Consider the following 23,482-nt stretch of genomic DNA (forward strand, 5'->3'; position numbering starts at 1 on the left):
CCGTGTCACCGCCGCCGGGGGCCGCACTCTTTTCGGGCTTTTGAGCTTGTGAACTTTTTTGAGCTTTGGCAAGGAGAAAACGGGATGGGACTCAGCGCTCGGATTCGGACGCGTGACGGGTGGGCGGTGTCGCACGCCGTCGTCACCCTGACGGACATGACCGGCGCGCAGGTGCTGCGCGCCGCGGCGGACCAGGAAGGTGCCGTGCGTGACGCCACGGTCCTGCCGCCCGGCCCGTACACCGTGATCGTCACCGCGGTCGGTTACGCACCGGTGGCCTCGACCGCGCTCGTCACGGCGAGCGGCCGTGCCGAGGTGGGCAACATCGTCCTGGCCCGGCAGGGCGGCACGGAGCTGCCGCCGCCCGGTCCGTGGACCATCGACCCGGCGCACTCCACCGTGGGCGCGGTCGCCCAGCACCTGGGGATCACCAGCGTGCACGGCCGGTTCACCGAGTTCGGAGGACGGGTGGAGATCGCCGAGGACGTGGAGAAGTCGCGCGTCGAGGCGGTCATCAGGTCGGCGTCCATCGACACCGGCAACGGCATGCGCGACGGCCACCTGAAGTCACCGGACTTCCTGGACGTCGAGCAGTACCCGGAGCTGACCTACAGCTCGACCGGCCTCACGCCCGCCGGCCAGGACCGCTGGACGGTCCACGGCGAACTCCAGATGCACGGTGTCGTACGCCCGGTCGACCTGGACCTCAGCTACCTCGGTACGGGGGCGGACCCCTGGGGCGGGACCCGCGCGGCCTTCCGGGCCACGGCGGAGCTGCGCCGCGAGGACTTCGCCATGAACTACAACCAGGTGGTACAGGCGGGCATCTCCGCGATCGGCACAACGCTCCGGGTGGAACTGGACATCCAGGCGGTCCAAGGGGAATCGCTGCCCCAGGTCTAGCGGTTCGTGGGCAACTAGGGTGCGGTCATGGCACCCGACATTGCTACCAACACCACGGTCTCGATCGATGAGTTGCTCGACTTCGTCCGGCCACGGCACCGCGCCGTCCTGCTGACCGCGCGCGTGGACGGGGCCCCGCAGGGATCTCCCCTGACCTGCGGGGTCGACGACTCCGGCAGGATCGTGGTGTCCACGTACCCGGAGCGGGCCAAGACGCGCAACGCCAAGCGGAATCCGCGGGTCAGCATTCTCGTGCTGAGCGACGAGTGGAACGGGCCGTGGGTCCAGATCGACGGGACGGCGGAGGTCATCGACTCCCCGGATTCGGTGGAGCCCCTCGTCGAGTACTTCCGGAACATCTCCGGTGAGCACCCCGACTGGGACGAGTACCGCGCGGCGATGGTGCGGCAGGGCAAGTCCATCATCCGGATCACTCCCCAGCGGTGGGGGCCGGTGGCCACCGGGGGTTTCCCGCCGGCCAAGGACTAGCGGTCCTTGCCCCGGGGGCCCGCTACAGGGTCGCCTCGATGCCCGCGACCAGCAGATCGAGCGCCACCGCGAAGTCCAGCTCCCACATCTCCTCCACCGTGGCCCCGCCCCGCGCCTCCATCATGTCGGCGGAGCTGTGCAGGGTCTCCTCCAGGCTCGGATGGTCGCTGACCACCCCCATGGCCTCCTTGAAGTACTCCTCAGGGGTGAGCCCCGCGGCGGCGCACCGCGCGATGTAGTGCCCCTGCACCGTGCCGAACCCGTACACGAACTGGAAGACCGCGGCGATCGCACCGGCCTGCTTCGCCGCCGGCAGGCCGGTCCCGCGGACCACTCCCTGTACGGCCAGCGAGAACTTGATCCAGTTCGGCCCGATGTTGAGGAAGTTGCCGACGAGCGGCGACACCCAGGCGTGGCGGACGAGCAACCCCCGGTACTCCTCGGCGAGTTCGCGCAGCGTCTCGCGCCACCGGTCCGGTGTGACCGTGTCCGGATCCGGCAGGACCATCTCCCCGGCGGCCGCGTCCAGGGCCAGTTCGAGGAGGTCGTCCTTGGTGTCGACGTACCAGTACACGGACATCGCGGTGACGTTCAGGTCCGCCGCCAGGCGGCGCATGGAGAACTTGGCGAGGCCCTCCTCGTCCAGGAGGCTCACGGTGGCCTCGGTGATGCGGTCCCGGTCGAGGCCCGACGGCTGATCACTCCTGCGGGCCGCGCCGTTGCGGGGGGCTTTGCCCTCCAGCCAGACGCTGGTCCGCGCGGGGCGCTTCGCGCGGTCGGCTGCCTTCGCCATGGCGCACCTTCCTGGTCCTGAGTTCTTGTGCGGTACCGGACACCGAGTACCGGATACCGGTGGTCCGGGGCGGGCGAAAGACCGGAATCAGCCAGTCCGCCGCCCACCCCGTCGATGCTATGCGGACGCCGCGGCCGGGTCCGACTTCGCAGAGTCTGCCCTCTCCGCACGCTTCAGCAACGCGGCTGCCAGCATGCCCCCGAGGAGCACGGCCACCGCGCCCACCAGCTGACTGGTCTCCAGGCCCGAGGAGAACGCGTCGGCGATCCTCGTGCGTTCGGCGTCCGAGCCTGCGGCCGCAAGAGCCGCGGGCAGCGAGACCGCCGAGACGGTGACGAGCGAGGCGAAGCGAGAGTTCAGGACAGCACCGAGCACGGCGACCCCGAGACCGTTGCCGAACTCCGCGAGTGTGCCGTTGACGCCCGCGCCCACGCCCGCCTTCTCCGGCGGGATCGCGCTCATGATGGCGTTGGCCATGGCGGGCATGGCGAGCGCGATGCCCGCGCCCATCACGATGAGACCGGCCAGCATCCCGGCGTAGTTGTCGCCGCCGAGCACGGCGATCGCGGCGAGGCCCGCGGAGAGCAGGCTCATGCCGATGGCGATCGTCGCGGGGGTGCTTGTCTTCTTCAGGAGCCGCGCGCCGAGGCCGGTGAGGTTGAGCGCGACGACGGTGACCGCGAGCGGCGCCGTGCGCAGACCCGCCTCCAACGGCTCGTAACCGAGCACGAACTGGAGGTGCTGGGTGAGCAGGAACAGCGAGCCGCCCATGCCGAATGCCACCAGGATGGCGCCCGCGACGGCGCCGATGAAGCGCTGGTTGCGGAAGAAGTGCATGTCCAGCATCGGGTACGGGATGCGCAGCTCCCAGACGACGAAGACGCCGAGGACGACCACGCCCACCGCGGCCGCGGCAAGCACCTGCGTCGATGTCCAGCCGTGCTCGGGGCCGGAGATGATCGCGTAGACGACCGAGGCCATGCCGATGGTGGAGAGCAGTGCGCCGAGCAGGTCGGGACGGTCGCCCTGGGGGTTCTTGGACTCGGGGACCAGCTTCACGACCGCGGCGAGCGCGACGATCACCACGGGGATGTTGATCAGGAAGATCGCGCCCCACCAGAAGTGGTTGAGCATGACCCCGCCCATCAGCGGGCCGACGGCGAAGCCGAGGGAGTTGACGGTCGACCAGAGGCCGATCGCCTTCATCCGCTCGGAGTCGTCGAAGATCTGCACGATCACGGCGAGCGTGGTGGTGATCAGCAGCGCTCCGCCTATGCCCATCCCGGCCCGCGCGGCGATGAGCTGCGTCGAGGACTGGGCGAGGCCCGCGACCAGCGAGCCGATGCCGAAGAGGGCGAGGCCCGCGGTGAGCATCTTCTTGCGGCCGTAGCGGTCGGACGCGCTGCCCGCGGTGAGCAGGAGGCCGGACTGGACGAGCGAGTAGGCGTTGATCATCCACTGGATGTCGGCCGTGGACGCGTCCAGCTCCTCGGTGAGGGAGGGGATGGCGACGTTCAGGACGGTGTTGTCCAGGAGGACGGTGAGCTGGGCGAGGCAGATGACGCCGAGGATCAGCCAGCGCTGGGGGTGCCCTTGTGGGGCAGTGGGGGTCTCGGCGGCCGTCGTTGCCGTCATGCCTCCCTCTCCTTCTGCTTATACGGTGTACGTGGGGTCAGCGACGTACACCGTAAAGCATCTCCCGTACGGCGTACAATACGTTTACCGGAAGGCATGGGCGAGGGGCCGACCGCAGGTGGCGGTCGGCCCCTCGTCGTGCGGGTCGCGTCAGCTCTTCGGCTGGGTCAGGTCGTAGAAGGTCGCGCTGCCGACCGTGACCTTCTTGAAGGTGTCCTCCACCCAGGAGCTGATCTTGGAGGAGGTGCCGCTGTCGCCGCCCATGCCGCCTCCGCCTCCGCGTCCGCCTCCGCCGCCCATGCCGCCGCCCGAGATGAAGTAGTGGATCCTTCCGTCCTCGACGTACTGCTTGAACTGGGCGAGGGTCGGGGACGGGTCGCTACCGTTGAAGCCGCCGATGGCCATCACCGGGTCACCCGTGGCGAGTTGGTAACTCGCGGCGTTCTGCGAGCCGATGGCCGCCGCCGACCAGGTGTAGTCCGAGGCGTTCCCCTCCAGGAGCTTCTTCGCCTCGCTGCTCACCTGGGCGCCGTCGAGGAGGCCACCCATGCCGCCGCCTCCGCCCCCGCCGCCGCGCTCACCCGTGGCACCGCCGGGCATGTTGCCCTGCTGCTTGCCCGGCTGCTGCGTGCCCTGCTGCTTACCCGGCTGGCCCTGGGAGTTGTTACCCGGAGGCCGACCCGTCCCGCCGCCGTTCTGGCCGCCGGTGGGGGGCTGCATGGCGTTGCCGCCCTGCTGGCCGTTCTGGCCCTGCTGGCCCTGCTGGCCCGGCGGCTGCATTCCGCCACCGCCGCCGCCCCGGCCGCCCCCGCCGGGGCCGCCGCCCAGCCGACCCGCCGACGCGGGGCCCGCCGTCACGATCGACCCGGTGTGCGCGCTGTTCACGGTGGAGAGGGTGTACGCGACCGGACCCGCGACCGAGGCGGCGAAGCTCAGACCCACTGCCGTGAGGGCGAGTTGCCGCCCGAGCCGCGCCGCGAGCAGCAGGCCGAGCGCGCCCACGAGGCCGCCGACGAGCACCGCCCAGCGCAGCCACGGCACGTAGTCGGGCGTCCGGCCGAGCAGGACGTACCCCCACCAGGCCGTGCCCGCGACGCTCGCGCCGAGCAGCGCGCCCGCCCACCACTTGGCGCGTTCCTCCCACAGGACCGTGGCGCCCATGCCGATCAGTGCCGCGACATAGGGGGCGAGGGCGATCGTGTAGTACTGGTGGAAGATCCCCGCCATGAAGCTGAAGACGGCCGCCGTCATCAGCAGGGCGCCGCCCCACGCCACGAACGCCGAGCGCGTGGTGTCGGTCCTGCGGGCCTTCCAGGTGAGGACGATGCCGCCGACGAGCAGGATCAGAGCGGCGGGGATCAGCCAGGAGATCTGGCTGCCGACCTCGGAGTTGAACATCCGGCCGAGCCCGGTCTCGCCCCACTGACCGCCGCCACCGCCACCGCCACGGCCGCCGCCCCCGCCCACGCTGCCGGTCTCGTCGCCGCTGATGCGCCCGAGGCCGTTGTAACCGAAGGTCAGTTCAAGGAAGGAGTTGTTCTGCGACCCGCCGATGTACGGGCGCGATGACGCGGGCCACAGCTCCACGATCGCGACCCACCAGCCGCCCGCCACGGTCATCGCGAGTCCGGAGAGGGCGAGCTGCCCGAAGCGCTTGCGCAGCCGCACGGGCGCGCACACCGCGTACAGGACGGCGAGCGGCGGCAAAATCAGGAACGCCTGCAGCGTCTTGGCCAGGAAGGCGACGCCGACCGCGACGCCCGCCCACACCAGCCACTTGGTACGGCCGTGTTCCAGGGCACGCAGGACGCAGTACACGGTGACGGTCATCAGGAGCGCGAGGATCGCGTCCGGGTTGTTGAACCGGAACATCAGCGCCGCGACGGGCGTCAGCGCGAGCACGGCGCCCGCGACGAGCCCGGCCGCCGGGCTGAAGCGGCGGCGCACGGCGGCGTACAGGACGCCGACCGTCGCGACGCCCATGAGCACCTGCGGGACAAGCACCGCCCAGGAGTTGAGCCCGAAGAGGCGTACGGACAGGGCCATCGGCCAGAGCGCGGCCGGCGGCTTGTCGACGGTGATCGCGTTGCCCGCGTCGAGCGAGCCGAAGAACATCGCCTTCCAGCTCTGGCTGCCCGCCTGGACGGCCGCGGAGTAGAAGGAGTTGGCGTAACCGGACGCGCTGAGGTTCCACAGGTAGAGGACCGCGGTCGCGAGCAGCAGCCCCAGGAAGGCGGGGCGGGCCCAGCGCGGGTCGTCGGGGCGCCCGCGCCAGAGCCGCGCGGGCAGGGCGCGCGGGCCCCGGCCCCGGTGGGCTCGCGCGCCCGGAGCCGCGTGCGAGGGCGCGGGCACGGGCGATGGCACGGGCGGGGGCGGTGGCGCCTGGGAAGTCGTCGTCATCGTGCGTTCCTCGGGTCGTGTGCGTGAGTGAGCTCGTACGAGGGCGAGGCGTCGGGCGGCGGCGCCTCGGAGCGGCGCTCCGGGAAGACCCAGGCCCGAAGGAGCAGGAACCGCAGTACTGTCGCCGCGAGGTTGGCGGCTATCAGCACGGCGAGTTCCGTGGAGTGGGACGGGTCGCCCGACGCCGCGCCGAGGGCCGCCAGCGAACCGCTGGTCAGGGCAAGACCGATGGCGAAGACCACCAGGCCCTGTGCCTGGTGACGCATCGCGCGGTCACGGCCGCGCACCCCGAAGGTCAGCCGGCGGTTGGCGGCCGTGTTGGCCACCGCCGACACGAGCAGGGCGAGCGCGTTGGCCACCTGCGACCCGGAGAACGTACGGAAGCCGGAGTACAGGAGCAGATAGAAGAGCGTGGAGAGCGCGCCGACCACGCAGAAGCCGACCAGCTGGCGGGCCAAGCCGCCCGGTACGCCGGTCAGTTGGCGGTCTCGCGGGTCGTCTCCAAACGGGCGCGCGAGGCGGTCGAGTGGGAGCGCTCCGACCGCGAGCGCTCTGCCCACCCGCCACACCCCCTTGAGGTCGTCCGTGGCCGTCCTGACCAGGTGGACCGTGGAGTTCGGGTCGTCGACCCAGTCGACCGGCACCTCGTGGATGCGCAGGCCCGCTCGCTCGGCGAGCACCAGCATCTCCGTGTCGAAGAACCACCCCGTGTCCTCGACCAGCGGAAGCAGCACCGCCGCCACGTCACCCCTGATCGCCTTGAACCCGCACTGGGCGTCGGAGAAGCGGGCGTTCAGGGAGCCGCGCAGGATGAGGTTGTAGCCGCGCGAGATGAACTCCCGCTTGGGGCCGCGCACCACGCGCGAGCTGCGCGCGAGCCGGGAGCCGATCGCCAGGTCCGAGTGCCCGGAGATCAACGGCGCCACCAGCGGGAGCAGCGCGTTGAGGTCGGTGGACAGGTCCACGTCCATATAGGCGAGCACGGGGGCGTCCGACGCGGACCACACGGCGCGCAGGGCACGCCCGCGCCCCTTCTGCTCGAGTCGCGTGCAGCGGACCTCCTCGTTCGACGCCGCGAGCTGCGCCGCCACTTCGGGGGTGCGGTCCGTGGACGCGTTGTCCGCGATGGTGATGCGGAAGGGGTAGGGGAAGGTGCGGGCGAGATGGTCGTGGAGGCGCAGCACACACGGCCCCAGATCCTTCTCCTCGTTGTAGACGGGGATCACGATGTCCAGGACGGGCACATCGCGCCGTCCGGCGGGGAGGTGGGCCCGCGCCGGCAGAGGGACCGAGCAAGCGCCGCCCGGGGAAGAGTCGGTTTGCATGGCACCGACATTCGCCAAGTGGTCTGTCAGGGCTGTGTGGTGAGGCTGTGGCCCGCCTGTGAGTGCCGTCCAGGGCCGCTGACCTGCACGGATTCTGCAGGAAGCGTCACCGCGAAGATCGTCCGCCCCGGCACGCTGTCCACCGTCACACCGCCGTCGTGCGCCGCGACTATGGCCTGTACGAGGGCGAGTCCGAGCCCTGTGGACCCGGCGTTGCGGGAGCGCGACGCGTCGCCGCGGGCGAACCGCTCGAAGACGTGGGGGAGGAGTGCGGGGGCGATGCCGGGGCCGTCGTCCTCGACTTCCAGGCAGACGGCGGGTCCTGCCCGCCGCACGCGTGCGGTGACCTTCGTGCCCGGTGGCGTGTGCGTACGCGCGTTGGCGAGGAGGTTGACGACGACCTGGTGGAGCCGGGCCGCGTCGGCGAGGACGAGGGCGGGCTCGTCCGGCAGCTCCAGGGACCAGACGTGCTCGGGGCCCGCGGCCCGCGCGTCGCTCACGGTGTCCACGACCAGCGGTGAGAGATCAGTGCTCCGATACGAGAGCGGCAGTCGGGCACCGGGCCCACCGCCTCCCGTGCGCCCGCCGTCACGTCCCTCGTCGAGCCGCGCGAGGAGCAGCAGATCCTCCACGAGTCCCGTCATCCGCTGGGCCTCGGACTCGATCCGTCCAAGGGCGTGCCGCGTATCGGGGCCCGTCGACTCCCGCCCCCTGCGCGTCAGTTCGGCGTAGCCGCGGATCGAGGCGAGCGGCGTACGCAGCTCATGGCTGGCGTCCGCGACGAACTGGCGTACTCGCGTCTCGCTCTCCTGGCGCGCGTGCAGCGCGGAGTGCACGTGGTCGAGCATGCGGTTGAGCGCGGCGCCCACCTGCCCGACCTCCGTGTTCGGCTCCGCGTCGGGGGCGCGCTCGTACAGCGTCACCTCGCCGCTGTGCAGCGGGAGTTCGGATACCCGGGTCGCGGTCGCCGCGACCCGGCGCAGCGGGCGCAACGCGACGCCGACCATGGCCGCACCGGCGAGCGAGGCGGCGACAAGGCCCGCGGCGGTGACGCTGACCTCGACGATGATCAGCGTCTCGAGGGTGTTCTGCACCTTGGCCGTGGGGATGCCGACGAGGAAGTCGCCGTTGGGTCCTGTCGCGTACTCCACGCGGTACTCGCCGCGACCGGGGATGTCGACGTTGTGCGGCTTCTCGTCACGCGGGACGGAGGCGAGCGCGGCGGACTGCGCCGCGTCGAGCTGTTCGGTCCGCGGGTCCACGCCGCCGCTCTCGTTGTCCGTGCTGATGAGAGCCTGATCGACCGAGCCGTCACTCTCGACGACGGCCCCGATGGTGCCGAGTTCCTGGGGCCCCTTGGAGACGAACCGCAGCGGATCGCCCGGTTCCGCGGAGAGACCGCCGTGACCGTCGGCCCCCGGCTTCGGCTGCGGACCTTTCGCCCGCATCGCCACCGCGCCGAGCGAGCCGTCCAGCTGGTCGTACAGGTGCGAACTCAGCGCGATGGTCGTCACCGTGCCGATCACCGCGCAGACGACGGCGATCAGCGCCACCGCCGAGACGACGAGCCGCGTCCGCAGCGACCGCGGCTGCCGCCGCCGCGTCATGAGACGGCGGCCGCCTCGGTCGCGGGCGCGGCCTTGATCAGATACCCGGCGCCGCGCCGCGTGTGGATCATCGGCTCACGCCCGGCGTCGATCTTCCTCCGCAGATACGAGATGTAGAGCTCGACGACGTTGGCCTGGCCCCCGAAGTCGTAGTTCCACACGCGGTCGAGGATCTGCGCCTTGCTGAGCACGCGCCGCGGATTGCGCATCAGAAAACGCAGCAGCTCGAACTCGGTGGCGGTGAGGTGGATGGAGTCCCCGCCCCGCGTCACTTCATGGCTGTCCTCGTCGAGGGTCAGGTCCCCCACGGCGAGGACGGACTCGCTGCGCCGCCCGGAGGCCCCCGCCCGGCGGATGAGCCCGCGAAGCCGCGCGACGACCTCCTCCAGGCTGAAGGGCTTGGTCACGTAGTCGTCGCCCCCGGCGGTGAGCCCGGCGATCCGGTCCTCGACGGCGTCCTTGGCCGTCAGGAACAGCACCGGCACGTCGGGCAGCTCACGCCGCAGCCGGCCGAGCACGGCGAGGCCGTCCATGTCGGGCAGCATCATGTCGAGCACCACGGCGTCGGGCCTGAAGGCACGGGCGGCCCGCACCGCACCGGCGCCGTCCCCCGCGCTGCGGATCTGCCAGCCCTCGTAGCGCAGGGCCATGGAGAGCAGCTCCGTCAGCGACACCTCGTCGTCGACGACGAGCACGCGAACGGGGCTCCCGTCCGCCCTGAGCAGTTCGGTACGCCCCTGGGGCGAGGTCGTAGTCATGGCACAGAGCCTGCGCCGCGGCCCTGAGAGAGCTCTTGCCGCGACCTGTGAATTCCCTGAGAAACGGGCGAGGCGATGGCTTTGGCCGCGGCGAGACGATGGCTTTGGCCGGGGCTGGGTCGGAGGCCGCGGCTGGGGCTGGGTCGGAGGCTCCGGCCGGGGCTGGGTCGGAGGCTCCGGCCAGGGCTGCGCTGAGCCGCCGATTGCAGGAAAGTCCCACGACGCGTACACGGAACCAGCGGGTGACCGGGATTTCCTCGCAGTCGAACCCGGCGCGGTCGAATCCGGCGCGGTCGAACTCGGTGCGGTCGAACTCGGTGCGGTCGAATCCGGCGCGGTCGAATCCGGCGCGGTCGAACCCGGCGCGGTCGAACCCGGTCGGCTTCAGCGGGCCACGGTCCGCAGGCCACGGCCCTCCGTGCTCAGAAAAGTCCGGCCTGAACGGTCGGCACTTCCCGCACGGGGACAGTCGTACGCGCCGCTTCCCGCGCCCCTTCGAGCCGCCACCCCCGCAGCAGCCGGCTGTCCAGGACGATCAGCCGGCCGCCGTCGTCCAGGCAGATGTCCGGCCCGGCCACCGCGACGAGATCCCCCCGCACCACGCCACCGTCGACGAGCTCGGTGACCGCGAAGGCGCCGACGCCGACCCCGGCTCCGGCGCAGCCCCCGACCCCCGCCCCAACGCCCGCGAGACGCTCCAACCCGAACACGTTCCCGTGATCCACGACGCCGAGCGCCACCCGCTCCAGCGACTCGGGCCACCCGTCGAGCCCGAGGGCGAAGCCATGCAGCCGCTCCAGTTCACGCCGGCGCTCGTCCGCCGCGGGCAGACTCGCCCTGACGGCCCGCTTCCTGGCGTACGAGATCCGGTCCGGCACCCCGAGCGCGACCCGCAGCAGCTCCTCGGCCCGCCGCGCGGCCATCAAGGGCCCACTCCCCAGCCAGGTGTAGGCGACGGCCCCCTGTTCGAGGAGCCGGTCCGGGCCCCGTTCCTCGCGAGTGATGCCGACCTTCACCATCCCGACGCCGAACCACGCGAGATACACGCGGTAGGTCCGCGGATCGTCGGCGATGGTGTCGGCGGCCACCGAGTGCGCCCTGTCGAGCCGCGCGCACTCCGCACATCGGGCCTGCGTCCCGCGGCCCGGCACGACGGCGGCGACCGGGCAGGGATTGCCCCGCGCCCCGACGCACACCCGCTGCCCGACGGCCCGGAACCCCAACCGCCGTCCCACGACCAGCGGACTGACGTCCCCCCGCTCCCACACGAGCGCGGGCCGTTCACTGTCCGACCAGCTCAACCCCGCACTGCGCCACTCCATGCAGCCAGTCTCGCGCAACCTTCCCCGACCACTGCTCACAACTCCGCCTGTCCGCCCGTCCGGTGAGCGGGCCGGACCCTCGCGCGCCGCGAGAGCTAGGATCCGGAGCATGGCTCTGACCATGAACGACGTCGACCGTTTCGAGGCCGCCAGGCCCCGCCTGGAGGCCATCGCCTACCGCCTCCTCGGCTCCGCGAGCGACTCCGAGGACGCCGTGCAGGACACCTTCCTGCGCTGGCAGAGCGCCGACGTCGACCGCATCGAGGTCCCCGAGGCCTGGCTGACGAAGGTCCTCACCAACCTGTGCCTCAACCAGCTCACCTCGGCCCGCGCCCGCCGCGAGACCTATGTGGGCCAGTGGCTGCCCGAGCCCCTGCTCGCCGGGGACCCGATGCTGGGCCCCGCCGACACCGCCGAGCAGCGCGAATCCGTCTCGTACGCCGTCCTCACCCTCATGGAGCGCCTGTCGCCCAACGAACGGGTGGTGTACGTGCTGCGGGAGGCCTTCGGCTACTCGCACCGGGAGATCGCGGAGATCCTCGACATCAGCGAATCCGCGGGGCAGCAGATCTTCCACCGCGCCAAGAAGCACGTCGCGGAGGGCAAGACCCGCACCGAGATCGACGAGGCCGCGGCCCAGCGGATCGTCGAGGAGTTCCTCGCGGCCGCCACCAGCGGCAGGACCGAGCCGCTCGTGCGGCTGCTCACGCAGGACGCCATCTCCATCGGTGACGGAGGCGGCAAGGTCCCGGCGCGCGCCAAGGCGTTCGAGGGCGCTCTCGCGGTCGCGAAGTTCATGCGGGGCCTGTTCAAGCCGAGCGAGGTCAAGCGCGCCTACGTCGGCGGCTCCCCCGATGTCTGGGTCGCGACGGCGAACGGCGGCCCTGCCCTCGTGGTGGCCGTCGACGGCCGGGTCGTCGGCGTCATGTGCCTGGAGATCACCGCCGAGGGCATCGTCGCGTTCCGCAATCAGGTCAACCCCGACAAGCTCGAGCGCGCGACCCGGCGATGGGCGGCCACCGACCACGGGGAACCCCTGCTCCAGGCCTTCTGATGCGTGAGGCGTGCATGGGGTGTGAGCTGCTTCACATCTGCTTTCTGTCAGGAAACGGCGGGCTGCCCGGTTCAAGTGGCGAAACCCGCTGAAGAGCTGATGACAGGAGCAAGGACATGCAGCACCACATGCAGCACCGCATCGTCGTCATCGGAGCCGGATACACCGGAGCCATCGCCGCCGGGCGCCTCGCCAAGCGGCTGCGCCGCGAGGACGTCGCCATCACCCTCGTCAACCCGGAGCCCGACTTCGTCGAGCGCGTCCGGATGCACCAGCTGACGGTCGGCCAGGACCTCACGCCCCGGCCCTTCAGCGAGATGTTCGCGGACACCGGCGTCGAACTGAAGCTCGCCAAGGTCACCGCCGTCGACGTCGACCGCAAGACCGTCGCCGTCACCGTCGCCGGCAGCGGTGCGCAGGGCGCCGAGGAACTGAAGTACGACACCCTCGTGTACGCCCTCGGCAGCGGCTGGAACGCCCAGGGCGTCCCCGGCACCGCCGAGCACGCCCACCAGATCGCGAGCCGCCCCGGAGCGCTCCGGCTGCGTGAGCGCCTGGCCGGCCTGGGCGCCGGAGAGACCGTGGTCGTCGTCGGCGGTGGCCTCACCGGCCTGGAGGCCGCGACCGAGATCGCCGAGGCCCGCCCGGACCTCGACGTCGCCCTCGCCGCCCGCGGCGAGCTCGGCGACTGGCTCTCGCCCAAGGGCCGCGGCCACGTACGGGACGTCTTCGCCGGGCTCGGCATCACCGCGCACGAGCAGGCCGAGGTCACCGGCGTACAGGCCGACCGCGTCACCACTGCCGACGGCGAGGCCATCCCCGCCGCGGTCACCCTGTGGACCACCGGCTTCGCGGTCCACCCGATCGCGGAGGCCACCGCCCTCGAAGGCACCGACACCGGCCAGATCGTCGTCGACCGGACCATGCGCTCCGTCTCGCACCCGGACGTGTATGCCGTCGGCGACGCGGCCATGGCGATGGGCCCCGGCGACAAGCCGCTGCGGATGTCGTGCGCCACCGGCACCCCCATGGCATGGCAGGCCGCCGACGCCATCGCGGCACGCCTGACCGGCGGGAAGGTCCCGAAGACGCCGTTGCGCTACTTCAACCAGTGCATCTCGCTGGGCCGCAAGAACGGTCTGATCCAGTACGTCACCGCCGACGACCGCTCCGTCAAGGCGGCCCTGACGGGACGCTTCGCCGCCGTCTACAAGGAACTGGTCTGCAAGGGCGCGGCCTGGGGCGTCGCCCACCCGATGCTCGGCATGCCGAGCAAGGCCCGCCCTGTCGTGCGGGAGAGGGAGACGGCCCGGCCGGACGCGACCGTCGAGGCCGTCGAGGCCGTCGAGGCCTCGGCCTGAAACCGTCCTGCACGGCCGGGCCCGCGTCCGGGGGCCTACTCGCTCTTCGACGCACCCTCGGAGGAGAGTCGGGCAGGGGACGCGGGCGGCGGCTCGGGAAGACTGCCGGCCTCGACGACGTGTCGCGCGACGTCGGTGAGCAGGAGACGGTGGTGGCGTGCGTGACGGCGCATGGCGGTGAAGGCGTCACCGACGGAAATGTCGCGCTGGGCGGCGAGGAAGCCCTTGGCCTGCTCGATGGTGATGCGGCTGTGCAGAGCGGTGCTGAGCTGTTCGTTGACGGTTTCGGTGCGTCGCAGGGAGCGGGCGTGCAGCAGGCCGATGGTGGCCGCGTCGGCGAAGGCCTGGGCCATGGCCAGGTCGTCGGCCGGCAGCGGGCTGTCGGTGCCGCGCAGGAGCAGCAGGCTGCCGATGGTCTCCTCGCGCAGCCGCATGGGGACGGCGCTGGCGTAGGTGTAACCGGCCTGGCGGGCCAGCCTGCTGAAGTCCTGCCAGCTCTCATGGGTGTCGGAGAGATCGCCGGGGCTGACGGCGGCGGAGGCTTCATAGGCGTCCAGGGCCGGACCGCCGGCCACCGCCAGTTCCAGCAGTCTGAGCAGGGCGGGGCTGGGGTCGCACGGGGCGGGGCTGTAGAGCTGCGGGCCCGGGTAGGCGAGCAGCACCGCCGTGTCGGTGACGGCGAAGATGTCACAGCAGCGGACGGTCAGTTGCTGGAGGAAGTCGATGACATCGAAGTCCGCGACAAGGGTGTCGGCCAGTTCTACAAAGGTCTCGGCGATCTTTCGTTCTCGGCTCATGCCTCAACTCCTCGGCGCCCAGGCACCCTCCAGGGGGCGGCGCCTAACGGCAGGTTCACGATGGCAGATCCCGGAGGATTTCGCGGGCGGCTTCGGTCAGGGGCCGGCCGGAGGCGAAGGCCCGGGCCCTCATGCGGACCAGCGCCTCCTCCACCGGCACCCCGAGCTGGCAGCTGAGCACGCCCGTGGCCTGATGCACTTCCGCCCAGTGCAGATCGACCGCGCCCGCTCTTCCGGGGCCGTCGTGAAAGGCCTCCTCGCCAGGTTTCCAATCCAGCAGGCGGCCGGTCAGCGTGTCGGCCACGCGCAGCCCGTCCGCCGCCTGCCCCGCCGTCAGCGGCCCCGGAGACTTGCGGTAGCCGGTCAGCGACCCGAACCGCGCCACTCCCGACCTGACCGGCCAGACGAACACCGCGGCCACGCCCAGGGCCTGGGCCTCCACGGCGAACTGCGGCCACCGCTCACCTGCGTACGTGCCGACATCCGGCACCTGACAGGGCACCTCACTGAAGTCCACCGCCACCCCGGGGCCCTCCCCCAAGGTGAACTGCGCATCCTCGAGCCGCGCACTGACGTCGTCGCTGAACCACACCAGCTCCGCCCCCCATCGCAGGGAGACCGCGATCCCTTCCAACCCCAGCGCCCGCGCGCACCGCACCGCCCACAGACGGTGCTCCCCAGGCCCCACGGCCCGCGCGAGACCAACGAGCAATTCCTTCACAGACACCCGGTACTCCATCGCCGAGCCCCCGCCCCCGAAGACGGACAGCTCTCGAAAGACGGCCACGTTCCGTATCGAGAAGGCTACTCGCCAAGCCCTCGGCAAGACACGCCGTCGCGAAAGACAACCCGCACGCAAGCCAAAAGCCCGGCTCACCGCCCGCGACATCCGGGCGTTCCTGGTGAAAACGGCCGCCACGTGCCAGTGCTGCGCGCAGGGCAAGGACAAGAAGCGGCCGGAGCACAAGCGGCGCTGCTGCGCCCTCGGCAGGTGCTGCACGAAACTCCCGTCCGATCGGACCGTGCGCTTCCTACTGGTGATCCTGCGTGCCGTTCTCCAGCACGCCGTGCGTGAAGACGAGCTGCCGCGCAACGTGGCCCGGAACGTGGAGCTGAGCATGGGAACGAAGCGCGAGATCGAACCGCTCACGGCCAAGGAAGGACGCCTGCTCCTGGCGGCGGCCCGCGAGAACCGGCTGTGGGCCGCTTACGAGCTGGCGGTCCGGATCGGCCTACGTCGTGGGGAGCTGCTCGGGCTGCGCTGGTCGGACGTGGACCTTCACGAAGGTGTCCTTACCGTCCGGCAGGCTCTTCAGCGGGTCGGAGGTGAGCTGCTGATCGTCGCGCCGAAGACTCAGCGTTCTGCTCGTCGCGTGGCCCTGCCGGCCGAGTGTGTGACGGCGCTCCGCGCCCAGCGGGCCCAGCAGATCGCCGACAAGAAGGGCGCAGACAGCAGCTGGAAGGGGACGGGCCATGGCCTCGTCTTCACCACCAAAAACGGCACCCCCATCGAGCCGCGCAACCTCAACCGGTCCTTCGAGGTGCTGTGCGTCCGTGCCGGAGTCCGCAAGGTCCGCTTCCACGACCTGCGGCACACCTGCGCGTCTCTGCTCCACGAACAGGGCGCCGACGCCCGAATGATCATGGAGGTCCTGGGCCACAGCTCGATCCGCGTGACCATGGACATCTACACCTTCGTGCGGCTCGACTCCCAACGATCTGCCTTTGAACGCGTCGGAGACGTGTTGAGGGGTGACGATGACAAGCCGGACGATGACGACGATACGGCAGGCACCCCGGTAGTTAACTGATCTACTCCGGCGATGCGCGTGTTGTGGGGGGCGACCTCTAGAGGGTCGCCCCCTCTTGACGAATCCATCGGCTGCCCCGCTACTCTGGTTTCCTGGCCGTACAGCGGCCTTGGCCTAGTTGCCCGGTGCCCGTGAGACCGGTGACAGCGACAACGGCCCGAAGGTGCTCCGCATCCTGTGACTTCAGCGGCCCTATAGGCATGCGGAGTCACGGGACCGCCACGCCGGAATCAGGACGACCTCGTGGTCAAGCACCGCAGGCGTAAGCTCGACGCCAGAAAACTCCAGGAATGGACTGGCGAGAGCTTTCAGCGCATCGTAGACAGGATCAAAGGGTCACCGATCGTCTGGACGGCCGAGCGCGAAGCGGCTCTGAACGCCGTCCACGGCATCCGGTTTCACGACGCGTTGAGCGAGGCCCGTAAGGCTGCAGATAGGGCCGACATCGAAGCCGTCGAGGACTTCGCTCGCACGCGCCTCCATCTGAGTCCCGGAAAAGGCGTCGAGGTTGCCAAGGTTTTCTGGCTCTACAGGGGCGAGTTGGATCGCGCGAACGTTCGCGCCTTACCCGGACTCGTGCGCAGAATCCTGAAGGACGAGGAAGAGGGGCGCCCCTCGTGGAGTCACCAGGCCAGCGAGAAACCGGTACTCACGTACGACGGCCTCCGTCCCCCTGGTGTCGACGGAGTCTCCGGTGACGAGCGAACCTCGGGGCCCGACCTTCGGCTGATGGATCCTCGCGTAGGCACCCTCTTGAACTGCCTTACGGCTGAGGAGCGCAAGGTACTGCATGCGCGGTGCACGCTCGGGACAACGACTTGGAGCGGTGCGGCATCGTTCGCCAACGCTCCCGACCCTCACCGCACCGGGGATCAAGTGCGCCGCAAGGTCCAACGTCTCGCCGCGGAACTTTGGGGGAGGGCAGCATGAGTGTCCTTGGCCAAGCGCTGCCGGCGTTCCTCGCAGAAGTGACAGCCACCCTTGTGATCATCTTCGGTACGTGGCTCATCCGACATCGGCGGAAGATCAGGCTCCGCTGTTACACCCTGCTAGGCACAGTCGGCGCGGACGGGAATCCGGCGCAGATCGTCACGACGCGCCGACCTGGCTCGGTGATCAACGTAGATGCGGGCGGTCGCAGGCAGAGGTTCGAACTGACCGACGCTCGGCTACCCGATGACACGTACGCCGCTGAGCCGATGGATCTCTACGCCTAGCGCTTCGGTCTCGCGACTGCGGAAGCGCTGGATCGGAGAGAACGCAGCGGGACCGTCACCTGAAGCACGGTTGCCGTCAACGACTGCCGTCAAGCCAAAAGCCAGAGGCCCTGTGGATCTCTCCACAGGGCCTCTGGACTGCTGTGCACTCGGCAGGATTCGAACCTGCAACCTTCTGATCCGTAGTCAGATGCTCTATCCGTTAAGCTACGAGTGCTTGATTTTCCTTTTGTTTGCCTTCGCTCCCCGGCCTTTCGGCCCGCTCGCGGCGACAGGAAGAACATTACATGACCGCCGCCGCCATGTGAAATCCGTTTGCCACACCGCTTGCGACCTGCGGAAACGCGCTTCACGGCGGTGAAACGCCGAAGCCCCGGTCCAGTGGACCGGGGCTTCGGGATCTTGCAGCGGAGGCGGAGGGATTTGAACCCTCGATGGGATGTAAGTCCCAAACCGCATTAGCAGTGCGGCGCCATAGACCGGACTAGGCGACGCCTCCAGCTTGCACTCCATGCGCGAGCGCGAGGGGTGCGTGCAGATGATGACACAGCCGGGCGGCGTGTCACCAATCGCGGCTTCCACGGTACTAGTCGGGCGGCCCGCAGAGCAAAGCGTCTTTCCACGCCCGCAACGTCACGGCGTCAACGGCGTTAGACGCGGTAGAGCCCGTACGTGTCTCGCGTACCCGGCCGGATCCCGCACCCAGTGGAGCCCGTCATGCTGCGCCGCCTCGTCCTCACCGCCGCCGCGTCCGTCGCCGCGCTGTCCGTCGCGCCCGTCGTCGCCCACGCCGACACGGGTCCCCTTCCCCTGCCGACGCCGCTGACCGAGTCGACCTCCGACCGGCTCACGGTGGAGGTCACCGGCGCCGGGGAAGGCCGGGACGGAACGTTCGAGCTGGAATGTCACCCTGCGGGCGGCACGCACCCGCAGGCAGAAGAAGCGTGTTCGAAGCTCGACCAGGGCACCTGGGGCCGGGACACCTTCGCGCCCACGCTGGCCGACGCGAACTGCACCATGCAGTACGGCGGACCCGCCACCGCGCGCATCACAGGAACCTGGCACGGCCGGCCCGTCGACGCGACGTACAACCGCAGCAACGGCTGCGAGATCTCCCGGTGGAACAAGCTCGTGCCGGTGCTGCCCGAGGCCAGTGCCTGACTCCGGACGATCCGTTCCGGCCACTTCCGAGTGGGTTACCGGCCACGGTCGAAACCGTCCGGCCGCCACCTCCTCGTGACCAGGCGGTACGGAAGCCTCACATCTTCTGCGTGCGACCTCCCTCTCATCCGGCGTCGCGCGCACAACCTCTCCCCGTAGACTCCCTCCCGTGACACGCCGCGGGCCGCGGGGCAAGATGGCCTGGGCGAGTCGGCAAGCAGCAGTAACCAGGGAGGAAGCGTCGTCGTGAGCAGCAGGCCATCCCGAGGCGCTGCTCGCCTCGCAGCCATACTCGACGCGCTCCCGGACGCGCTGGTCCTCGTGAACGCGAACGGGACCGTCGTGAACGCGAACGCGATCGCGCTCGAGGCGTTCGAGACACCGGGCACCGCCCTCGTGGGCCGCGGGCTCCTCGATCTGTTGCCGGAGTTCGACTCCCGGCTCATTCCCGGATCGATGCGCAGGCCCGATTCCATCGACGAGCGCGGGCGGACCAAGCCGACGCGGATGACCGCGCGCCGCACGGACGGCAGCGAGTTCCCCGTCGAGGTCACCAGCTCGAACCTCGAGGACATCCGGGACGCGTACGACAATTACGGTTACACCGGTGACGAGTTGCTCATGCTCGTCGTACGCGACCTTTCGGGCGCGGTGGACACCGAGGCCGAACTCGCGCGCTCCCAGCGGCAGACCGAGATGATCCTGCGTGCCGCGGCCGAGGGCGTCGTCGGGACGGACACCGAGGGGCGGGTCGTCCTCGTCAATCCGGCCGCCGCGCAGATACTGGGCTTCAGGGCCAGCGATCTGGGCGGGCAGGAACTGCACCACCTGGTGCTCCACTCGCGTGCCGACGGCGAGCCCTTCCCCTACGAGGAGTCCCCGCTCGCGGACACGCTCCGGTCCGGGCGCAAGCACCGGGTGCGCGGGCAGGTCCTGTGGTCCAAGAGCGGTGACCGGGTCGCGGTCGACCTGACGACGGCGCCGGTACGGGACGGGGACCAGCTCGTCGGCGCGGTCATGACGTTCACCGACCGGCGGCCCTACGACGCGCTGGCCGAGGAGCACGAAGCCGCGATCGCGGCCCACGCGGAGGAGATGAAGGCCGCGACGGAGCGGCGCACGGAGGAGCTGCGGGCGGCCACCGAGCGGCACGCGGCGGAACTCGCCGCCGCGGCCGAGCAGCGCGCCGAGGAGGTCGCCGCCGAGCAGGAGCGGTACGCGGCGCTCGCCGAGCGCGAGAAGGACCGGTTCGAGGAGCTCACCGAGCGCGAGAAGGAGCGGTACGACGCTCTGGCCGCGCGGCATGAGCAGCTCCTCGCCGTCCTCGGTTCGTCGTTGCGGGGTCCGCTCGACGAGCTGAAGCGTGAGCTGTCGGCTCTCGCGGCGGACGACGCGGGGCAGTTGTGGCCCGAGGCGAATCAGGTCCTTCATCACCTTTCCGCCGGGTACGCGCGGATCACCACGCTCGTCGACAACGTGCTGGGCTTCCAGCTCCTCGACTCGGGTGAGCATCAGCTGTCGTGCGTGAAGGTCATGCTCGATGCCGTCGTCGCGAGCGGTGTCGAGGGTGCGGTCGAGCTGATCGGGCCCGGACGCGCGCAGTTCGCGGTGCACGCGCCGCCGATCGAGGTCGAGGTGGACCCGGGGCGGCTCGCCACGGCGCTCGCCCACCTGGTCGCCGACGTGGCGGGGATCGACGCCACGGGCAACGCGCGTGCCGGTACGGGCCCTTCGGCCATGACCGCCGGTGGGTACGTCGACTCGACCGTGGTCGTGGCCGCGGCGCAGCGCGGCGGGGTCGTCCGTATCGAGGTGCGGGGGCCGTACGCCGGGGGAGACCCGGTGCACGAACCGATCGTCCGGGGCATCGTGCGGGCGCACGGCGGCGTCCTGCAGACGCATGAGGTGCCGGGGATGAGCGGCAGTGCGTACGTTCTTGAAGTGCCGATCGGTGCGGGGGGCGGGGCGGTTTCGCCGGCCCCCGAAACGCCGGCCGGCTCTGTCGGCTCTTCGGTCGTGGTGCCCGCCCAGGCTTCGCCCGCCACGGCCGGCGGCCGGCGGCGGGCCCGGCGTGCTGCCGGGCCTTCGGTGGACTCGTTCCTGGAGAGTGCGGTTCCTGAAGGTGGCCCCTCGTCAGGCGCCGCGCCTGAGGGCGCCGACTCCGCGGGCGGGGCTTCGCCGAGCGGGACCGGGCGACGGCGTGGACGGCGTGCGGCCGAGGCCGACGCGGCGCAGGCCGCGGCGGCTCAGGTTGCCGAGGCCGCGGCATCGGTCGCGTCGGTTGCTCCGGAGGCGGCCGCGCGGGGCGAGGGTGCTTCACAGTCACAGACGTCCGGCGGTACGGGACGACGGCGTGGGCGGCCCAGCGCCGCGGAGAGTTCCGCGGGCGCTGGGGGCTCCGTGGGCTCCGTGGGCTCCGTGGGCTCCGTGGTGACGGCTGCCGAGTATGCGGCCGGGTCCGCGGCTCTGGGGGAGACGGTGCCGCCGCAGGGCGTGCCGGTTCCCGCGGGGGCGGTGGCCCCTGCCGCTTCCGGGCAGCGGGCTCGACGGAACGACGAGCAGTTGGCGTTGCCGCCCGCTCTGCCTTCGGGCGGCGGTGGGCAGGAGGGTGCTGCCGCCGGGGGCTCCGGGGGCAGTGATTCCGGGGGCAGTGGCTCCGGGGTCGGGATGGCTGTGGCTGTCGCCGGTTCGGGTGTCTCCGCCGGTGACGCGGGCGAGGCCTCGCCCCGTCCGACGGGGCGGCGTCGCCGTGCGTTGGCCGCCGCCAAGGAGCGGGCCGCTGCCGAGGAGGCTCCCAGCGGGCGCGTCTTCGCGTTGCCGCCCGCCTCCGCCGACCAGGACGACACGGGGCAGCACGAAGCGGCCCTGCACCACCCGGCCGACGACCACACCCCGCCGCAGCCTCACCCGGCGGAGGCGCCTACGGGCCGCCGCCGTTCGCGTCCGGCGCAGGGGCAGGGCCAGGCGTCGGGTCAGGGGCAGGCATCCGGGCAGGGTCAGGCATCCGGGCAGGGTCAGGGGCAGGTCCCGGGGCAGGCTCCCGCGGCGCCCGCAGCGCCGGGGGCGCCGACCGTTCCCGCTGCTCCCGCCGCTTCTGCTGCTCCCGCTGCTTCTGCGGCATCCGCGGCGCCCGCAGCCGCCGGTCCGGCGGGGGGAGCGCAGGGCACCCCGCCCGCAGGTGTTCCCTCGCAGCCCACCACGTACGCCGAAGGCACTCCCGCGCGGGGCGTCCACACACCCGGCAGGGGCGTCGCCCTCCCGCCCGAGCGCGGGGCCCAGGGGCGGGCCGCGCAGCCGCTGCCCGCCGAGGCCGCGCCCGGTGACCCCAACTCGACGCAGGGGCGCGCGATCAGCGTGCGCACGCTCGGGCAGGGCGTGCCGTTCGGCCGGCAGATCGCCGAGCAGCAGCAGCGTCGGCTCGGGCTGCAGCAAGGCCAGGGCCCGGGGGCCACTCCGGCGCCCCCGGCGTCCTCGGCCACCCCGGCAACGGCACCGCAGCCGCCGCAGAATCCGCAGATCCCGCAGGCCCCGCAGCCTCCGTTGCCCCCGCAGTCTCCCGCGGCCCAGCAGTCTCCCCAGGCTGCTGAGCCACAACACGCCCAGCAGCCCCCGCAGCCCCAGCAGGCATCCGAGGCGGCGGGCCCGGCGCCCGTACCGACTCAGTCCCAGCCCTCCGCGCCCGCCCCGACCCCGGGCGCCCCGCAGCGGCCAACCGCAGGACCGCTGCCTGAGCAGGCACCGGCGCAGCCCGCGGCTCCGGGGCAGTCGCAGTCCCACACCCTCGGAGGCGGCTCCCTCGGCGGTTCCGTCGGCGGCTCGGGGCGTCGCCGCCGGCTGTCCACTCCCCCCGACCCCGCGGGCGACGACCGCCCCGAGGCCGCGGCACGCCCGCACCCTCAGGCGCAGGGTCACCCGCAGTCCCGCATCGGCTCCTCCACGGAGGGCACCGGCCGCTCGTACGCGATAGGCGCACCGGACGAGGACGCCGACGAGGGCCCGGAGCCGCTGGACGGTCCCGGCGGCGCCGTCGAGGTCGCCAACCGGCCCCAGCCGCAGCCCATGGACGACGAACTGCCGCCCGAGCCGCTGGACAATCCGCGCCGCCTCCTGGTCTGGCCCGCGCCCGACGTCACCACGCAGCAGGCGCTGAGCGACCGCGGCTACCGTCCTGTCATCGTGAACTCCCGCGAGGAGGTCGACGCCCAGATCGCCGCGTTCCCGGCCGCGCTCTTCGTGGACCCGCTGACCGGACCGATCACGCGTACGGCCCTGCAGTCGCTGCGCACGGCCGCCGTGGCCGCCGAGGTCCCCGTGCTCGTGACGGCGGGACTCGGCCAGGCGACGCGCGAAGCGGCGTACGGCGCCGACCCCGCCGTACTCCTGAAGGCTCTCGCGCCCCGCGACAGCGAGCAGCACCCGCCGCGCGTCCTGCTCATCGAGGAGCACGAGGAGATCGCGCTCGCCCTGACCGCGACGCTCGAACGGCGCGGCATGCAGGTGGCGCGGGCCGAGAGCGACGCGGACGCGGTGACGCTCGCGGCGCAGATGCGACCGAACCTGGTGGTGATGGACCTGATGCAGGTGCGCCGCCGCCGGGCCGGGATCATCGACTGGCTGCGCGCGAACGGCCAGTTGAACCGCACCCCGCTCGTCGTCTACACCGCCGCCGTCGACCAGACGGAGCTGCCGCGCCTCGCGGCGGGGGAGACGGTGCTGTTCCTCGCGGAGCGGTCGACGAGCAGCGAGGTGCAGGGCCGCATCGTGGATCTGCTGGCGAAGATCGGTACGAACTAGCCTCCAGGGCTCGCAGCGCATTGCGCCGCTCCCACGGGGGAGCGGCGCAACGTAG

18 protein-coding genes and 2 tRNA genes are annotated in these 23,482 nt (G+C 71.4%); 9 read left to right on the plus strand and 11 right to left on the minus strand.

Annotated features, from left to right (window positions below; translation table 11 throughout):
• The first annotated feature begins 84 nt into the window (after window positions 1-84).
• Together ACZ5WE_RS11275 and ACZ5WE_RS11280 are read left to right on the plus strand one after the other, a co-directional pair.
• Entirely contained in the window at window positions 85-903 is an 819-nt protein-coding gene (locus ACZ5WE_RS11275) for a YceI family protein (RefSeq protein WP_467685381.1), read from the plus strand.
• Between the two features lie 27 nt (window positions 904-930).
• Entirely contained in the window at window positions 931-1,392 is a 462-nt protein-coding gene (locus tag ACZ5WE_RS11280; RefSeq protein ID WP_467685383.1) for a PPOX class F420-dependent oxidoreductase, read from the plus strand.
• A gap of 22 nt (window positions 1,393-1,414) precedes the next feature.
• On the opposite strand, the gene ACZ5WE_RS11285 is transcribed toward ACZ5WE_RS11280, so the two are convergent.
• The 7 genes from ACZ5WE_RS11285 to ACZ5WE_RS11315 all read right to left on the minus strand — a co-directional run bounded on the left by ACZ5WE_RS11285 (window position 1,415) and on the right by ACZ5WE_RS11315 (window position 11,232).
• A complete protein-coding gene (locus ACZ5WE_RS11285) occupies window positions 1,415-2,185 on the minus strand; it encodes a TetR/AcrR family transcriptional regulator (protein WP_467685385.1) in 771 nt (256 codons plus the stop codon).
• A gap of 117 nt (window positions 2,186-2,302) precedes the next feature.
• On the minus strand, window positions 2,303-3,820 hold the full coding sequence (locus tag ACZ5WE_RS11290; protein ID WP_467685387.1) for an MFS transporter: 1,518 nt from the start codon (window positions 3,818-3,820) through the stop codon (window positions 2,303-2,305).
• A gap of 150 nt (window positions 3,821-3,970) precedes the next feature.
• On the minus strand, window positions 3,971-6,220 hold the full coding sequence (locus tag ACZ5WE_RS11295) for a glycosyltransferase family 39 protein (protein WP_467685389.1): 2,250 nt from the start codon (window positions 6,218-6,220) through the stop codon (window positions 3,971-3,973).
• The gene (locus ACZ5WE_RS11300; RefSeq protein WP_467685391.1) at window positions 6,217-7,545 is read right to left on the minus strand and encodes a bifunctional glycosyltransferase family 2/GtrA family protein; all 1,329 of its coding nucleotides are present in this window, start codon (window positions 7,543-7,545) and stop codon (window positions 6,217-6,219) included. The genes ACZ5WE_RS11295 and ACZ5WE_RS11300 overlap by 4 nt, the downstream gene beginning before the upstream one ends.
• Before the next feature lie 26 nt (window positions 7,546-7,571).
• On the minus strand, window positions 7,572-9,152 hold the full coding sequence (locus ACZ5WE_RS11305; RefSeq protein ID WP_467685393.1) for a sensor histidine kinase: 1,581 nt from the start codon (window positions 9,150-9,152) through the stop codon (window positions 7,572-7,574).
• Window positions 9,149-9,910: a response regulator transcription factor gene (locus ACZ5WE_RS11310; RefSeq protein ID WP_467685395.1), complete on the minus strand. Its 762-nt coding sequence runs from the start codon at window positions 9,908-9,910 to the stop codon at window positions 9,149-9,151. Before ACZ5WE_RS11310 ends, ACZ5WE_RS11305 begins: the two co-directional genes overlap by 4 nt.
• 422 nt (window positions 9,911-10,332) lie before the next feature.
• Entirely contained in the window at window positions 10,333-11,232 is a 900-nt protein-coding gene (locus tag ACZ5WE_RS11315; protein WP_467685396.1) for a DUF2797 domain-containing protein, read from the minus strand.
• Between the two features lie 109 nt (window positions 11,233-11,341).
• Here ACZ5WE_RS11315 and sigJ point away from each other — a divergent pair, with 109 nt between their 5' ends.
• Window positions 11,342-12,286, plus strand: a complete 945-nt coding sequence (sigJ, locus tag ACZ5WE_RS11320) for an RNA polymerase sigma factor SigJ (RefSeq protein WP_467685398.1) — start codon at window positions 11,342-11,344, stop codon at window positions 12,284-12,286.
• 128 nt (window positions 12,287-12,414) lie between these two features.
• Complete coding sequence (locus ACZ5WE_RS11325; protein WP_467686224.1) at window positions 12,415-13,647, plus strand: NAD(P)/FAD-dependent oxidoreductase; 1,233 nt, start codon at window positions 12,415-12,417, stop codon at window positions 13,645-13,647.
• A gap of 35 nt (window positions 13,648-13,682) precedes the next feature.
• Here ACZ5WE_RS11325 and ACZ5WE_RS11330 read toward each other — a convergent pair whose 3' ends face one another.
• Together ACZ5WE_RS11330 and ACZ5WE_RS11335 are read right to left on the minus strand one after the other, a co-directional pair.
• On the minus strand, window positions 13,683-14,444 hold the full coding sequence (locus tag ACZ5WE_RS11330; RefSeq protein ID WP_467685400.1) for an ANTAR domain-containing protein: 762 nt from the start codon (window positions 14,442-14,444) through the stop codon (window positions 13,683-13,685).
• Between the two features lie 55 nt (window positions 14,445-14,499).
• On the minus strand, window positions 14,500-15,171 hold the full coding sequence (locus ACZ5WE_RS11335; RefSeq protein ID WP_467685402.1) for an ANTAR domain-containing protein: 672 nt from the start codon (window positions 15,169-15,171) through the stop codon (window positions 14,500-14,502).
• A 295-nt stretch (window positions 15,172-15,466) separates the two neighbouring features.
• Here ACZ5WE_RS11335 and ACZ5WE_RS11340 point away from each other — a divergent pair, with 295 nt between their 5' ends.
• From ACZ5WE_RS11340 to ACZ5WE_RS11350, 3 genes are all read left to right on the plus strand, one after another.
• Window positions 15,467-16,255: a tyrosine-type recombinase/integrase gene (locus tag ACZ5WE_RS11340; protein ID WP_467685404.1), complete on the plus strand. Its 789-nt coding sequence runs from the start codon at window positions 15,467-15,469 to the stop codon at window positions 16,253-16,255.
• 243 nt (window positions 16,256-16,498) lie between these two features.
• On the plus strand, window positions 16,499-17,185 hold the full coding sequence (locus ACZ5WE_RS11345) for a hypothetical protein (protein ID WP_467685406.1): 687 nt from the start codon (window positions 16,499-16,501) through the stop codon (window positions 17,183-17,185).
• Window positions 17,182-17,472, plus strand: coding sequence for a hypothetical protein (locus ACZ5WE_RS11350; protein ID WP_467685408.1), 291 nt, complete (start codon window positions 17,182-17,184; stop codon window positions 17,470-17,472). Before ACZ5WE_RS11345 ends, ACZ5WE_RS11350 begins: the two co-directional genes overlap by 4 nt.
• A 144-nt stretch (window positions 17,473-17,616) precedes the next feature.
• Here the strand turns inward: ACZ5WE_RS11350 and ACZ5WE_RS11355 are convergent.
• Both ACZ5WE_RS11355 and ACZ5WE_RS11360 read right to left on the minus strand, forming a co-directional pair.
• Window positions 17,617-17,689, minus strand: a tRNA-Arg gene (locus tag ACZ5WE_RS11355).
• A gap of 191 nt (window positions 17,690-17,880) precedes the next feature.
• Window positions 17,881-17,971: transfer RNA gene (locus ACZ5WE_RS11360), tRNA-Ser, on the minus strand.
• A gap of 173 nt (window positions 17,972-18,144) precedes the next feature.
• Here ACZ5WE_RS11360 and ACZ5WE_RS11365 point away from each other — a divergent pair.
• Window positions 18,145-18,633, plus strand: coding sequence for an SSI family serine proteinase inhibitor (locus ACZ5WE_RS11365; protein WP_467685410.1), 489 nt, complete (start codon window positions 18,145-18,147; stop codon window positions 18,631-18,633).
• Window positions 18,634-18,879: 246 nt separating this feature from the next.
• A complete protein-coding gene (locus ACZ5WE_RS11370; RefSeq protein ID WP_467685412.1) occupies window positions 18,880-23,427 on the plus strand; it encodes a hybrid sensor histidine kinase/response regulator in 4,548 nt (1,515 codons plus the stop codon).
• Window positions 23,428-23,482: the final 55 nt, after the last annotated feature.

Source organism: Streptomyces sp. NPDC033180 (assembly GCF_055577645.1).